The sequence below is a fragment of the Microcoleus sp. T2B6 genome (genome assembly GCF_036700475.1).
Lineage (GTDB): Bacteria > Cyanobacteriota > Cyanobacteriia > Cyanobacteriales > Microcoleaceae > Microcoleus.
In genome coordinates this window covers 124,337-140,094 of record NZ_JAUBOZ010000001.1, presented here as the reverse complement: position 1 = coordinate 140,094, position 15,758 = coordinate 124,337, and the positions used below count along the sequence as shown (strand labels likewise).

Here is a 15,758-nt window from a genome sequence, read left to right as displayed (position 1 = left end):
GACTAATGACTGAAGGATTTAATGCTGTTGACAGTAGTTCGATCGTACCTGTAATTTTACCGCTCGTCCTGGATAATTGTCAAAATTATGTTGTGGGTGGGGCTGCGGGGGACAAACGGGCGATCACAGGTGAGGGATTTTTTCGTTTAAATGTTGAGGATTTGCGGGAAAATGCGATCGCCATCATTAAACGAGTGATGTTTAAGGGCGATCGGATTCTGTTACAGGAAGCGGGGGAAGATGTAGGTGCGATCGTTCCTGAAGCAGAATTTCACAAGCTAGGCTATCTGATTGCCGAACTCAAACCGTCGCAATTCTTGCCTCACGAAGAAGAATATTATGAAGATGAAGGAGGAATCCACTGCATTTACCCGGACGAACTTTTAGAGGATTTTGATAATATCTTAGCCTACGTTAACCAAGATGATGAATTGTTTGGCTTGCTGCCCACGGAAGAGATGGGAGACGATGTTGATATTTTTATGCCTGTAGCTATTCTGATGTCTGTAGATAGATTTTGGGTGCCGGATTATGTCATAGCTGAACGAAAGGCGATCCTGATGTGAATAAGTATAGTTTTGGACGCAGAAACCTGGTTTTTTCCGAAAATCTTGCATCCCAGCCTTAAAAATTGGTAAAAAACCCGGTTTCTTTCGTCGGAGTGCGTAATATCATTTCCGTTTGATTCGTCCTAGTATTATATAAATTTTTGTAGGGGCGGGTTCGCCGAGATATTTAATAAGTATCGACAAATTATATAAACCCGCCCTGCCCGTACCAGGACGATGCAACCGGATTTGATATAAGTCATGATATTCCTGGACGCAGAAACCGGGTTTTTTAGAAAAATCTTGCATCCCAGCCTTCAAAACTGGTAAAAAACCCGGTTTCTTTGGTATTTATGCGTAAGTCCTAATCTGGATTTGCGGCTGTTTAAAAATGGGAAAGCCATCAGGACTTTTCACTATTTTCCCCTGTTTGTCCAGTTCAACATCACAAAATACATAATTACCAGTCGCATCTCGCATTAGACCAGGTTTTCCATCAATAATTTGGTAAGCAGGACGATAAAATTGAACAATGTCTTGATTCTCGACAATTTGTCCATTTTCATCCCGCAAAATCGGACAAGCCACTAATTTGTCTTCCCCATCAATAACCCAAGAATTAGTTGCGGGGTCTAGCAACAATTCGGGGTAAATAGTTTGACCGCTAGATGACTTCAGCAATTCACCTTTGTCATCAGCTAAGGGCATCAAAAAAACAGGTTCTCCTTGAGAATTGCGAAGGAGTTCGTTAGTTTGCGGATGGCGTAGAGGAATTGCTTTCGGTGCAGGCAATTCGACCTCGGGCAATTCGGGATGGGGCGGGTGTAAACTCGGTAATTCAGCATCCATTGCCATATCGTAATGGCGGGTATATTGTACGGCAGCTTTGGTAAATCCAGCGCGTTGCAACATGGCTTGAATGCCCGGTTGGTCGGCTGCAATTAGCAAGTCTATATCGCTGACTTTCATGGTCTTAGCATGGGCGATCGCTGCTTTTGCTAGCATTTGAATTGCTTCGGGTTTCCGATGTTCTGGCTGGACGTACATCCCCAAAACGGAACCGACGCGGCGGGATTGAAACGGATTTTCAATGTTGTGTTGTTGAATCAAGTATTCGGGGAGACTGGCGGGCGGGGCTTCGTCGTAATAGTAGATAAATAGACAGCCGATAATGCTGTCGCTATGTTCTAATAACCAGCAGAAAGAAAGTGGTTTTTCGAGTTGGTTGGTGACGTATTTTTCAAAGTCAAAGTTAGGTTTGACCAGCATTGAGGGGTCGATGGATTCGCGTTCTGCGGCGAATGCTTGCCAGAGGGGGGCGAGATCCTTTGCGTCTTCTGCGGTGGCTAGACGGTGGCTGTAAGGGGCGATGGGGGCGATCGGCATAGTTGCGGCTGTCATAGTTTTTGGGGGTGAATTTGCATCAAAGGTGAAAGCCTTCTATTGTGTATTGGGATTTCGCGGGGTATTTTTACGCAAAAGCCGAGTTTTTGTAACAAAAGTTAATATATAGGACTTTCGATGGGAGTCCAGAAACGGGGCTTTTTACGAAAATACTTGGTTACAGCCTTGAATCTGCTGAAAAACCCGGTTTCTTTAGTTGGCGTGTGGAGGGGTGGCCAGAAACCGGGTTTTTACGAAAATACTTGGTTACAGCAGGCAAAAACCGCCAAAAACCCGGTTTCTGCGATCGGAGTGCGTAAATCTTGGATGAATCTCGCTACAAAATCGTCAAATAAGTTTCTGTTGGACTAATGGGCAATGGTTTTAAAATTTGATTTTGTAAGTCAATTTCTAACCCCAATGCTTCTAAAGGTATGACTCCCAAAAGAGCATCTTTACCTCCGGGTAACTCCAAACACTCAAAAGTGCCTTCGCGATCGAACATGGATATGGTGGCATCTCGGAAAATTCGGGCTTTGCCGATGCCCATTGCGGTGGCTACGTCTACTTCTTTCAGGAGTTTCAGTCCGAGTTGGGCGATCGTATCTTGCGGCAAACACAAGGTAGTTGCACCCGTATCTACCAATACATTTTTGAGGGTTATCGACCGAATTTGCTCTAGTGAAATTGTCCCATCTTCTGCCCGAATTTGGTCGGCTCGATTGATGATTCTCAGAGTGGCGAAAACTTTTCCCATTGCTTTGTTGGTTTTAGTTTGCATAGCTGTCTCCTACTGGATAGTGGGACTGATTACGTCCTTTAATTATAACTTGTTTTGAGCAGCGATGCTTTTATATTTACTCTTGAATATAACATAGACTGCATGGCAAGGCGATTTTTGGGGTGATAAATGGTAGGAATTAGGTGTACTCGATAGCCCTCATATCATCGACGCGATCGCTCTGGCAATAGAGTACAATAGAATTATCGAGCGAGTTAAAACACAACCAATGACAAGTACAATTAATAAAGAACAAACCCTGGGAGATGTCATCGAAAAGTTAGACAAGCTATCGACTGATGTGAGCCAGCTATCTAATCGTGTGGATAGGCTATCGAATGACTCTGAAAAGTTCAACGATCGCTTTTCTAATTACCAGCAAACAACTCAGTGGGTGGTGCAACTTGCTTTTACTTTAATTGGTAGTGCTACTATTACAGTCATTATCACTTCAGTGCTGCGGAAATAATCGAGAATGGGGCGATCGCGTGGATCGAGAAACCGGGTTTCTTCCTAAATATTTCGTTGGAATGCAAAAGCGATCGCAGAAACCCGGTTTCTGGGAGAGGGGCGATCGCACAGGTTTCTGTTTGTTGAGATTTTTGCTAAGGGCGATCGTGTAGGTATCGGAGGCGATCGCGACTCGCTGGTAAAAGGGAGTGGGAGTTTTTGATTTGTTGCAGGATGTTTTGATAAGAGATAATTACCTCTGAGTTTTTGATGAGATTTTCGGGGTTGAGGAAGCGCGATCGCTCTTTGGGTAGGTTGGAGAAAAAGATGGGTTTGTGAGGAGCGATCGCGCGATTTTTTATCAACTGCCAGTGGAAGCCAGGGTTTTTTGTTGCCGTTTGCGTTTCATCCGCATTTTGGCAATAAAAGCACTAAATGCCAATAAACTACCGAAGACAGAAGTGGGTTCAGGTACAGAAGTTGTGGGGTTGCCTGCTGATGGTGCTGAAGCAGCTCCCCAAGTCGTCACCTGACTACCACTATCATCAACAACTTTTTTAGAAAAAGTACCTTTTCCTGTTGCTGGATCGATAACGATCTGGTCACCAGAACCGGTGTAACCGAAGAGATTCCCGTTATCAAAAGCTAAACCCACTATATGGAAACCAATATCACCTATCTTGCCAGCCACACCAGTCGTTTCTAGGGAAAATAAGCTAGTATTTGCTCCATAAATGGCTGCACCTAAAAATCGATTATTGACAGGATCGAATACTATGTCACCACCGGAAACAAAGCCTGGAATATAAGCTACTAAGGAGGCAGCGCCAGTCAGGGTATTAATCTTGTATAACCCCGTATCCGAACCTGCTCCATAGAGTACGTTGTCAGGCGAAAAACCTAAAGCATTCAGTGTCGAGATTCCAAGGTTGCCAATCAACGAACTTGTGCCAGAACTTAGATCGACTCTGTACAACTGGCTTACCGTGATGCCAAAAAAAGTTCCCTCGTTTGAAAACGCTATATCCTGAAAAGCTGGGCTGCTGGCAACTGGTGTAAATAACCCAGTTGATGGATCGACTATTCCAACTTTTTCACTGCTAGTAGAAACAAAAATTGCTGCCTGCGCTGCGCTTGATGTTCCCAGAGCAAAAACTGTCGCTCCTACGATAGTCATTGATAATTTCTTGATCCCAGCCATAGAATTAATTCCTCCAAAAATATGAGTGCTGATAGTCTAATAAGATGCGATCGCGTAGGGTGTCGGTGGCGAATCGCGACTCGCTGGTAAAAGGGAGTGGGAGTTTTTGATTTGTTGCAGGATGTTTTGAGAAGACATAATTACCTCTGAGTTTTTGATGAGATTTGGGATCGATAGAGTGGGGAAGGGCGATCAATCTTTGGGTAGGTTGGAGAAAGAGAGGGGTTTTAGAAAGCGATCGCATGGTGTGTGAATAGGAGAATCGAATTTGGCAATAGACTTAAGGCAGATAATTTATGGGATTTCTTGGCGTTCCCAAAGGATTGCTGACTGAGACATTCTCCCGTACCTCAAAATGTAGATGAGGACCTGTGGATGTTCCAACCCGACCTGCACCCACTGTTCCTATGCGTTGACCTTGTGTTACCCTTTGATTTACATTTACTGGTATTCTTGGATCTAAGTGACCGTAGACAGAAACTAATCCATTCTGGTGTTGTATTCTGACCCAATTTCCAAAACCTCTTGCTGATCCTGCACTAATGACAACTCCATCAGCCACAGCATTTACAGAGGCGTTAGCTGGTGCAGCTATATCAACACCTCTGTGACCTTCAGGAATATGATTAACAGGATGTATTCTGTAACCAAACGGCGACCTGATAGTGGTTACATCAGTTGGGTATCTAAATGGTCGATTAGATGGGCTGCTCCCAGTTGAGTTTGTGCTAGAGTTTCCAGTTGCTCCAGAGTCTTGGGTCGGTATCGAACCTTCGACAGGTTGAATTATAAGCGTTGTTTGATTGTCTATTTCGCTCACCTGTCCCTGCCACGGTTGTTCTGCATCCAGCCAAGAATAGTTGTCTGTACCTTCTCCCTCAACTGGATATCCATCTAGCTGGTTAGGCTCTGTATTGTCTTCTAAGATTGTAGAATCTTCAGCAGTATTTCCATCAGCACTAGGGACAAATTTATCCTTTTCTTTGATATCCTTAACCATCCCCATCAGATCATCTTTCCAAAGACCCAAAATCCCATCAATACCAGACAACCAACCCTCAATCCCACCATCCTTAATCGCATTACCTAAGTACAAAGCAGTATTACCAACTTTATCAACTGTCTTCAAAATACCCTCCACAGCCTTGTTGAAATTGCCAGCAAAGCTCTTACCGATCGCAAGAGCAGCGTTGAAGATATTACCAATTGCTGCAAACCAGTCGCCTTTTTGAATTGATTTGACACCTTTGTAAATCAATTCTGGGGCTTTCTGGAGCGAACCAATTATCGATACCATCACTTTCTGGATAGCTGGGGAGCATTTATCGAGCAGCGATTTCAGTCCTGGTGTCACTGCTGAAGCAAAGCCACCGAGGATTTGCAACGCACCTAAAATACTGTCACCAGACATAATAGAACGTGCTCCATTGAAAGCACCTGTAGCTACAGCTTGTAACCCTTGAATCGTCTTCATTGCTGTTGCAGAGATGACATTGCCCATTCCAGCAGTAACGACGTTTACCCCAGCCATCACTACACTGAAAATTGCTCCCATCCAGTCGCCACTTATGGCTGATTGAATGGCACTAATTCCCGCACTCGCTGCACCTAAACCAATTGCTAAAGGTGCGAAACCTCCAATAGTAGCAATGGTTGCCATTATCCCAATAACTGTAGAGATAATTCCCAGCAACTTCATCCAGAACATCTTTTTGCGAAGTTTCCGCTGTTCGATTCGCTGCTTGATAATTTGGTCGAGCATTTCCTTCGACTGCTTAGCCAAATCCTCAGAAATACTCACCGCTTGTTCCGCATAAGCAACCTTAGTCAAAGCCTCCATATACAGCGGCTCAATCACCAGCTTTTCACCCGATAATTCCTCAGCACGCTGCAACTCTTTCAACAATTGTTGAGAAGCACCTTGCAAATCAGTCTCGGCAGTTTGCAACAACTGAGTATCCCACTGTTCCTCTAGATCGATGCGACTTATCTCAGTTTTGTACTGCTGAATTTGCCCGATCAAACCGTCCATTGCCTTCAGCAGATTTTCCTGAATATTCGCCGCTTCTTTCCCTTGCAGCGCTTCATGGATATCACCGCGCGCTTCTGCTAACAACGCCTTCAAATCCGCCGGCAAATCAGATTCCTGCTGAGTTTCCAAATCTTTCAGCGATGCGAGAAGTCCCGCTAATTGTGTTTGCAATTGCACCGGATCGTCCGTTGCTTCCAGGGTAGTCATTCCCAGATTTCCCCGCGCCTGATTTAAGGACTGCCGCAGATTGTCTTCCGCTTGCAATTGCCGCAACAGTTCGATTTTGGCAACAGTTTCTGTTCTCTGACGTGCCGTTTCTACTCTGTCTCGTTCCATCCTGGCTTGCACTGCTTCATCAATTCCCTGCTGGCGCGATTCGGCAATTTCTTGCTCTAATTGCGCTTGGGCTAAATTCAGTTTTTCGATGGTTACTAACTGAATAAAGGTTTGTTCCGTTTGTTCGCGGATGCGAGTAATGCCATCGAGACGTGCTTGAGCAATGGCTAATTCCTGTTCTTTCTTTTCCCTTTCCTCCTGGGTAGTGGCAATTTTGTCATTTAAATCGCTCAACAATTTAGCAGCCGTTTCTTGCTGTGCTTGCAGCGTTTTTATATGCGCTTCTGCGGTTCTTCTCGCCGTACCAAAGGCATCTGCTTGCGATCGAGCGCGGCGCTGTAACTCCCGGTTATTCAGCATTTCCTGATAGTATCTGTCTGCTAAAATTCGGTCTTCTGGCTTAGCTAAACCGGGGCTAGAGCTATTGCCTTTATCGCCTGCTAAATCGCTGTAATCGCGATAGTAAATCTCTGCCGCCGTCGCCATGTCGTTGTGCTTAGCTACTTCTAACAGCGCTTTCGCTTCTTTGAAACCCGCGTCAGTTGCTTGCTGCAATCGCTGCAAAATTTGGAACTCTAAATTGTTGACTTCTTGCTGTTTTTGTGCAGCTTGCAGGGTGTAGTTAGCATTCGCCTGAGTTGCTTCTACCAACGCTTTCAGAATCTGTTGATTTTCCCTCGCTAGCTTGAGATGTTCGTCATTTTGCACCAACAAATCTTCCTTCAATTGTTGCAATGGTGCGGTGAGAATCTTGCTGGCAGCTTCAGCTTGTTCTGCTAAGCGCTGGGCTTCGGCTAAAGCAGCGCGGGCATCTTGCAATTGTTGCTGCAAATTGCTAGTGTCGGCATCGGGGTCTTTGATGTAAGCATCGAGTAACCTTTGTTCGGCAAGAATTACCTCGTTTTGTGCTGTTAACAGCGTGCGTTTTTGGGTCAGGGCGGTTTGCTGGGCGGTGAGGATTGCAGCTTTATTTGTCAGTAGCTGCAAGGTTTGTTTTAACTGTGCTTCTTTGCTGTATAAATCTTGCAAACCGTCTACAGTGACACCTTGATTGACAAATTCGGCAATTTGATTAGTAATTGCTTGCTGTTGCTGTTTCAGGGAATCAATTAGCGCTTTCGTGCCTGCTAATTCCGGTGCTAGGGCTACACTTTGCCGCTCAACCCATTTTTCTACATCAGCAATTTGTTGCTGAGTTTCTATGGCTTGTTTGTTCAGTTCGCCGCGACGTGCCAGGATATCAGCAACAGCAGCGCGATACTCCTCAGAATTAGTATCGTATTCTTCCCATTGTTGCTGCACTTTAGCATTTTGAGCGGCGGCTTCAGCCTCGGCTTGTTCTAACTGTTGCTTCAGCGTTGGCAACAGATTTTCTAAGAATTCTAATTGAATTTTGTCACCTGGAATCGACTTGCGAGCCTCTTCTAATTGTGCAAAGAAATCGCGGGCTTCTTTAACAGGAGGTTGGGCTTGATTTGCCGCATTATTTGCCTCAGTCCACTGCTTCGCCAGCGGTTCGATTCGCTCTTTTTCCTTGCGCCATTTATCGGCTTCTGCGAGATGTGCAATTCCCTGTTGCCGCAACTGGGGAAATATTTGGGAATATTGACTCCAAAGAATCCAATTATGGTCAACATGGGTAACAGTCTCCCAATGACCTTTTCCAGAGCGTCTTTTAACCCAGCGTTGCTCGTACCAGTAAGGGCCATTTTTGCGACTGACCGCCCAATTATAAGCCGCTTGTTGTTCGTACCAAGCCGCTTGTGCTAAAGCCGCATAACCTTGCGCTTCGTGTGATGCTTGTTCGGCTTTTGCTTTATCAAATAGCGCTTGATTTGGATTTCGCCCTTCGACAGCATCAGCAGCTAGCAATGTATCCACTGTTGAATTTAACAAGTTGGATATGTGCTGATTTGGGCTACGTCCTTCTAAAGTTGCTCCTTGCAACAAATTAATCGCTGTACCGTTTTCAGGATGGTCTTTGAGGAATTGCGCTCTTAATTCTTTAGTAGCTGCATCTATCTCTGTATGAGATGTTTTGGAACCGAGAATTGCCTGTATTTGTGCTTGATAATCCTTCAATTCCTGCGACTCAACACCGTAACGAATCGCAATAGGAGCAATTTCTTGCCACAACTCATCATCCTGTTTAATGCGGAGTTTAATTTTCTCAATTGCTTGCTCAGTAGAAGTAACACTACCATCAAGTGCATCGGCGAGATTTTCCACCACCCCCAGAGTCTTAATCCCGTCCTCCAGATTCGCCTCACTCCGCTGATAGTCACCGTATGGTTCAGCAAATCGATCGTTAATTTCAGCTATCAAAGTGTCAACAGATTCAGACAATTTTTGCTGGTTATCACCCAATTTTTTAGTCATCGGGTTGCCCTCTAATAGGTCTTGAGTTGTGTTGTTGACGCTATTAGTTAAATCTTGGCGAACTTGGTCAGTAAGTTGGGCATGAGCTAGCACCGTGTCATCTTTAATTGCCGCCTCAGCCGCGTTTTCGGAATTGACCTGAGACTGCAAAGCATTGAGGCGATTTTCATTGCTTTCTAGCTTCTGGCGGATTTCTAATTCTTGCTTTTGCCGCAAGGGAAGCAGGGCTTCTGTTGCTTGTTTCAGCAATTTTTCTAAATCGTCAGCGGCAGTCTGACTCGATGCTTGCAATGCTTCTAAACTGCTAAGCTGAGATTTTGACAGTTGAATCAAATTCTTCAGATATTCCTGACTCACCGGATCTGTTGTATTGGCGAGTTGTTGTTCCCAATCAGCAACTAAGTCATTAATGCTATTGATTTGATTTGTCAAATCCTGGCCTTGACCGCGCAATTTTTCCAGATGAGTATTGACTTGCGGCTCGACTTGTGTAGCAAAGAAATCAACATCTGATTCCGAAGCAAGCATTCCCAAACCAATTAACTGACGCAGTGCTGTTGATTTTAATTGAGTTGTTTGGGCGAGTTCTCCTGCCAGATTTGCGGCCTGAGATGCTGCATTTTGGATGGTTTTAATTAGTTGGTTTTCTCGATCTTGCAGGGGTTGTAAGCGCTGATTCACAGTGGCGATCGCACTTTGTACCCGATTAAACTCCGCTTCCAGTTGTGGCACTCCTCCCAGCGCTTGTAACTGGGAGTTAAGAGTGGCAATTTGTGACTGTTGTTCGGCGGCTTTCTGAGTGAGTTCGTTAATTTTTTTAGCTGCTTCTTGACGGCGTTGCCACAGTTTGTTCCGCTCATCTGCGATAAATGAAGCTGCTTGCAAATGACTGCGATAGGCCGCAGCTTCGCCAGCATTGTAAGCCCAAGCACGGCCGTTCCAATACCAGGTTTTTTGCCGACTTGCTTCAGCTAAATTCAAGTAAGCTCGTTCCGCTGCTGCGAGTCCAGCATCGTTATCGATCGCACTTTGAATCACTAAATTTTGATTGCCGATTTGCAGGTTGGTAAAAGCGAGGGCTTGTTGAGTATCGGCAAGAGATGTTTGGAGCGATCGACCTTTTTGCAAATTATCTTGAACCGGCTTTAATTGTGACTGCAAATCAGCCAATTGTTGCCTGTCTGCTGCTCCAGCTTGACGAGTTGCCAATAAAGATTCAGTGGCAGTTACTTGAGTTTGATTTGCTTGCTGCCATGCGTTCCAATCCTGCTGATACTTAGTTTGTAAAACACCAGTGCGATTGAGAACATCGAGGCGACTTTGCAGGCGATCGACTTCACCTTCAACTTGCTCCAAGTATTGACTGGTAAGTTCAATTTCTAGATATTTGTCAATCAGTTTTTGTTCGGTATCAGCTTTTAGTTGATTCAGCTTTTCTAAATCTTGGACAAGAGTATCCCGCTGCTGTTGTTGCTGCGATATTTGAGCATTTAATCCTGATAGCTGAATTAACAGGTTCCTGTCTGTTTCCAATGTGCCTATTTGTTCTTGAGCCGTCGCAATTTGAGGCTGGAAAGTCCCATTGAGTAGTTGTGCATTTGAGCTAGCTAAATCTCGCTGATAAGCAGCATTATTAGCAGCAGCTTGAGCCGCATTTCGGTTAGCTTCTGCTTGGGGATTGTAAACCGGGCCATACTTAGGAACTGTCTTTTTTCGTTGTTTCTCATAACCGACAATTCCTTGTTGCCAAATCTGACTATTCCACCAATCTGCTGCTGCTTGTTGCCCTTGTCGTTCCCTTTCCCAGAAGTTAGCTGCAGCAAAGGCTTGATTGATTTGATTTTGATAGCCTTGTACCGCAGATTTTTGCTGCTGAATTGCGGCATCTGTAGAGGCGATCGCACTTGGAATATCCGTCAGTTGCGCGGCAGAAACCGTCGATAAACGGGATATAGTTTGGGCGATCGCACTTTCCGTCCCCTCAATTTCCTTGTCTTTATCAACAATTTGCTTTTGTTTAGCCGGAATCTGAACATCTTCTAAATCGGCTTTCTTCAAACCCAATTCGCGATATTCTTTTTTGAGTACAGCCAGAGCTTTATCTGTTTGTGCTTGCTCAGTTTTTCCTTGAGTTAAACGACTATCTAAATTATCAAACCCGGCGAGGAAATTCGCGCTACTTCCCTCATAGGATTGTAGATTTTGGATTTTGGATTTTGGATTGATAGATGTGGGTGCGGTTTCGAGATTTTTGATTAAAGATGCGATCGCCAATCGTTCCGGCGAATCAGCCAAAGCCATTGCTAACTGGTCGCGCTGCAACTTAGCCCAAGCCAATTCTTGCTCTAAATTCTGCAAATAACTTCCCCAGTTATCCAACTGTTGCTGCAAAGTATCGCTAGGATTTTTCTGCAATTGATTCTGCAACTCCAGCATTGTCTTGAACGCATTCAGTTGTTCGGATTCTAACTTCTCAATTTGTTTGTCAACCGCCCACAACCTCTCGCGATAAGGCAACAAGAAACCAGCAGTTTCTAAAAAGTTTTGCAAATTCTTCGCAGCTTCAGCTTTCTCAGCTTGAATTGCCTCTAACTTAGCCTGACTTTCTTTCAACCGATTTTCGGTTAAATCGGTTAACTGCTGTTGCGCGGGAATCTGTTCATTTTCCAGTCTTTGCAGTTCTTTTTCAGCTAGATCGATTTCTTGAAGTAGCGTTTCTAACTTTTGCCGCTGTACCGGATCGTGCAAATCCAACAAGTCTTTTTCAGCTTGCACCCGTAACGCATCCGCCGCAATTTCATAGTCAATTCCCTGTTTCAAAAATGGCCAATCTTTAATTCCAGTTTCTAACTTTCTTGCCTGTTCTTGCAGCGCGCTTGCTTGTTGCTGTGCTTGTTGCGCTAACTGTACGTAAGCTTGCGACTCCGAAGCGGCTTGATTAGCTAATTGTTGAGCCATATCTCGCGGCCCAATATGTTCGGGATAGTGTACCCATCCATAAACAGGTTGGGTATTTTTTCCAGAACGACCAGTCCGTTTAGTACCTACTTGTTCCCAACGATTAATTTGAGAATTGTGCCAATTAGCTTGAATTTGATTTTGTTGTTGGCGCGATGCAGCAATAGCAGCTAAATTAGCATAATTTTCAGCAATTTTTGCTTGTTGTACGGCTTGTGCTTCCAAAATTTGCAGCACTTTATCGGCTTTCTCAATACCGTCTTCACCGAGATTGTTCGGTCTTTCTTCTAGGAATTGAGCGTACTCATTCAAAGTACCTTGCTGCTGTGTTGCTTGCTGTGATAGCTGCTGTAAATTTTGAGAATTTTGAGTAGCAATTTGGGATAGCCATTGCGATTTATTTTTCTGTTTTAACAAGTTCGGGTCATTTGCCATACCCCAAATTTCTCGCCGGCGGCCGCATCTGCCTTTTTCTGAACCCACAGGTTGCCAGCGGAGGGGATTAATGTTATTAGAAATCGCACTAAATCTCGTCGCTTCTGCATTTTGAATCGCAGCTTGTTCTAGGAAATTAGAGGCAAATTCCTCTTGTTTATTTGCAGCTTCGCGCCAAGGTGCGGGATCTGTCTGCAAATTATCACCAACATTCGCAAAAGGATTGAGCAATTTAGCTTTAGCTTTAGCCAAATCTGACTCAGCTTTGGCAACTTGTGCTTGAATTCCCTCTAACATTTTTTGAGTTTCTGTCTCTAAAGCAGATTTATTTGCCCCAAGTTTAGCTAACCTATCCTCAAGTTCCTTTTGCTGTGCCAAAAGATTTTGTAGTCGCTCGTTTTCAATTTGATAGTGACTCGTGGCGAGGGCTAATTCTTCGACTCTTTGTTGGTTGTGAGCATCAGTAATCCCAGCATCAGTGCTCACTTGTTGATACTTATTCAAAGCATCAGCAATTTTCGTGATCGTGTCAGCTTCTAAATCTGACAAGTTGAGAGACGGATTACCCAAATCTGCTAAGATTTGCCACTGTTCGAGTAAATCTTGCTGAGCTTTTTCTAAGTCAGAAATCGCCTTTTGAGTTGGCTCAGATGCCGCTCTTGCTAAAGTCTCTACGCGACCTTCCCCGCTGAATAAACTTACCTGAACCCCTGATTTTACGGGGGCTGGAGTTGGTTCCATTGACAAAGCGCGATCGATCGCACTTTTCACATCTACCAAACCCGCCCCAGTTTCTTTATCCCATCCAGGTGTATTCAAATCCGCTGCTGTATCTATCAGCAATTGCTTGACTTGTGTCAAACTTAATGCTGGATTTGCCGCCCAAACTAAAGAAGCTGCGGCTGTGACATAGGATGCCGATCGCGAAGTGCCGACAAAAGCATTAGGATCGTTCGCCCACGAGCCCCCAGGAGCCATTAAATCGAGTCCGTCACCGTAGGCAGAATAGTCAGTTTTAGACTCAAATTGATTGACAGCACCGACAGTAATAATGTTATCAAATATCTTGCTAGCCGCTCCCAAAGCCGACATTACCCCGCCCGTATTGCCTGCTGAAACAACTAGCAAAACATTATTTTCGCGGGCATATTGAATCGCTGCTTGTTCTTCAGGAGTGAGTTCGTAACGAGTGGTAATGCCGATATCATCTAATTGGGATAAATCGAAACTGAGATTGGCGATCGCCCGATTTTCACCATTTGCTTTCACCCCATCTACAAACCGCCTCAATTGCTCAGCCCAATCCCCCCGATTGACGGTAAAAGTGTCGTACTTAGCCAGAGAATTAATCGAGGAAAATGCAGAAGTAACTCGCTGAACGTGTTCTCCCTCCGTAAAGTCAATAAATCCAACTTTCGGCTGCTTAGCATCAGAGGGCAGCAGAGAAATAGCCTCATCAGCATTCAGCAAAAACTCATCAAATCCCCTGGAATCAGGCTGGCTTAAAGCTTCCCCTAAAGACACTGATAGCCCGAATTCCGCTCCCACCTCTGGACTTTGCAGTAATTGTCGGAGAGTGGGAATATTGCTGTCGCTTATGCCAAGCTTAGCCAGAGAATCTGGTTTATTGAACAGCGGCAGGGCATCGGGATATTGCTCTAATAAAGTTGTGAGATTGATCAGGGATTCTGTGGCTGCTTCGCTGATCAAACCTTCGCTGAAATTTGCCGAATTTTGATTAATGACTTTCGTTAAATCTGTCAGGGCAGTATTGACAGCAGCAATGGAATCCGTACTGAGATTGCTATTAGTAACTGAAAAGTTGTGAATGACAGAATTACCTGTTGCATCCGTTGCCCGAATTATGACATCAGTAACACCTGATTGTGGCAATCCTGTCAGTTGCAATTTATCTACATCTAAACTGACAGCTAACGAGGCACTATTACCATCAACTACTTCATATTTTAAAGTGCTAGTTTCCTGGTCAATAAATACTTGACTAAGGTCAATTGTGCGGGTTGGTTGTGCGGGAGTCAAGGCAACATCTGCAACGGGTTTAATCGCAGGAGGCTGATCGTTAACTAAAGACTGAGTTAAAATTTCCTGGCCGACTTTTGACTCCAGCCATTGAGTATTGGCATTGACATTTCCTGCGAGTTCTGGTACGTTGGTCGTCGCGCCATAGATCGCAAAAATTAAGTCATTAAAATCGCGATCGGCCTGGTTTCCTGGTATATCTTCCCAAGCAAAAGTATTACCTTTTCCAGTGAAATCAGCCAGCATTACTTGACTGTCGGCATTAGCTGCTGGAATCGAAAACAGGGGAGTTTTATCCTGCCAAAGACTGGGAGATTCCGATATCTCTTGCACAGTGCCATTAGGAACTAACATCACTGCAAATTTAGCCCCTGGTGGCATCGCAAAAGTTTTGATACCTTGGTATTGACCATGATTAACATTTGGTTCGCCAAATTCACCGCTAAATCTCGCACCTTCCAGGCGATCGCGAATCGCAATATGACCCAATTCTGAACTGCTTAAAGCACGTTTAACTGCTTCTTGTCTAAAAGCATCAGAATTCGGCGGATATTGCTCCATTCCCGATAAATTAACGATCGCAATTTCTCCCTCATAAAGACCGCCATCAACGAGGAAATCAAAGCTGACTTGACCCGTTTCGCCAACAGTCCATACTCCAGGTGTGATATTCGACAATGAGTTAGTTGTAGGAATATCTAATTCTGATTTAGCGACTTCTTGAGTTGGGAGAATAACTGGATTTTGAGCGTTAGTAGTTTCGACAGTTGACAGATTTGTATTAGTTTTTGTTTGAGGTTCAGTTAAAAATGAATTAGGCACTTCGATCGAAGAAACCGGGTTTTTTATCAAATCTGCGGGCTGCAACGAAGTATTTTCGTAGAAAACCCCGGTTTCTGGGTTCCCGTGGGTAAGTCCTATTAAAGTTGATGCTGTTGCCTTCGTTTCTGAAGTTGTCGCATCTTTATTTATATTGAGTTCATGATTAGTGGAAGTCGGTGCGATCGCCTCTATTTTCGTTTCAGTTTCCACGGCTGTCATCACAGTAGGCTCTGAAGCCCCAGCATCTTTGATTGAGGGAGAAACAGAAGTTGCGATCGGCTCTTGTTTACTTTCAATTGTCGTGGCTTTCGGTTCGGAAACGGAAACAGAGTGAGTCGCGGCTGTCGGCGCGATCGCCTTTTTTTCCTCTTCAATTGTCACCAGTGGTGTCAC

At 44.5% G+C, this 15,758-nt stretch carries 7 protein-coding genes; 2 read left to right on the top strand and 5 right to left on the bottom strand.

Annotated elements, in window-relative coordinates; all coding sequences use genetic code 11:
- The first annotated feature begins 5 nt into the window (after positions 1-5).
- Positions 6-566, top strand: a complete 561-nt coding sequence (locus QUA00_RS00590) for a type II toxin-antitoxin system Phd/YefM family antitoxin (RefSeq protein ID WP_333408365.1) — start codon at positions 6-8, stop codon at positions 564-566.
- A gap of 333 nt (positions 567-899) precedes the next feature.
- Here QUA00_RS00590 and QUA00_RS00585 read toward each other — a convergent pair whose 3' ends face one another.
- The gene (locus QUA00_RS00585; protein ID WP_333308895.1) at positions 900-1,949 is read right to left on the bottom strand and encodes a GNAT family N-acetyltransferase; all 1,050 of its coding nucleotides are present in this window, start codon (positions 1,947-1,949) and stop codon (positions 900-902) included.
- Positions 1,950-2,268: 319 nt separating this feature from the next.
- Positions 2,269-2,712, bottom strand: coding sequence for a retroviral-like aspartic protease family protein (locus QUA00_RS00580; RefSeq protein ID WP_333408364.1), 444 nt, complete (start codon positions 2,710-2,712; stop codon positions 2,269-2,271).
- A gap of 229 nt (positions 2,713-2,941) precedes the next feature.
- Here QUA00_RS00580 and QUA00_RS00575 point away from each other — a divergent pair, with 229 nt between their 5' ends.
- Complete coding sequence (locus tag QUA00_RS00575; protein WP_333408363.1) at positions 2,942-3,181, top strand: hypothetical protein; 240 nt, start codon at positions 2,942-2,944, stop codon at positions 3,179-3,181.
- Between the two features lie 136 nt (positions 3,182-3,317).
- Here the strand turns inward: QUA00_RS00575 and QUA00_RS00570 are convergent, their stop codons facing one another.
- The 3 genes from QUA00_RS00570 to QUA00_RS00560 form a co-directional block, all read right to left on the bottom strand.
- Positions 3,318-3,527, bottom strand: coding sequence for a hypothetical protein (locus QUA00_RS00570; RefSeq protein WP_333408362.1), 210 nt, complete (start codon positions 3,525-3,527; stop codon positions 3,318-3,320).
- On the bottom strand, positions 3,524-4,363 hold the full coding sequence (locus QUA00_RS00565) for a hypothetical protein (RefSeq protein ID WP_333408361.1): 840 nt from the start codon (positions 4,361-4,363) through the stop codon (positions 3,524-3,526). The genes QUA00_RS00570 and QUA00_RS00565 overlap by 4 nt, the downstream gene beginning before the upstream one ends.
- A 280-nt stretch (positions 4,364-4,643) precedes the next feature.
- Positions 4,644-15,746, bottom strand: a complete 11,103-nt coding sequence (locus tag QUA00_RS00560; protein ID WP_333408360.1) for a peptidoglycan DD-metalloendopeptidase family protein — start codon at positions 15,744-15,746, stop codon at positions 4,644-4,646.
- Positions 15,747-15,758 lie beyond the last annotated feature (12 nt).

Coding starts and splice junctions, on each gene's coding strand:
- QUA00_RS00590 (WP_333408365.1), top strand. CDS start 6: ATGACTGAAGGATTTAATGCTGTTGACAGTAGTTCGATCGTACCTGTA.
- QUA00_RS00585 (WP_333308895.1), bottom strand. CDS start 1,949: ATGACAGCCGCAACTATGCCGATCGCCCCCATCGCCCCTTACAGCCAC.
- QUA00_RS00580 (WP_333408364.1), bottom strand. CDS start 2,712: ATGCAAACTAAAACCAACAAAGCAATGGGAAAAGTTTTCGCCACTCTG.
- QUA00_RS00575 (WP_333408363.1), top strand. CDS start 2,942: ATGACAAGTACAATTAATAAAGAACAAACCCTGGGAGATGTCATCGAA.
- QUA00_RS00565 (WP_333408361.1), bottom strand. CDS start 4,363: ATGGCTGGGATCAAGAAATTATCAATGACTATCGTAGGAGCGACAGTT.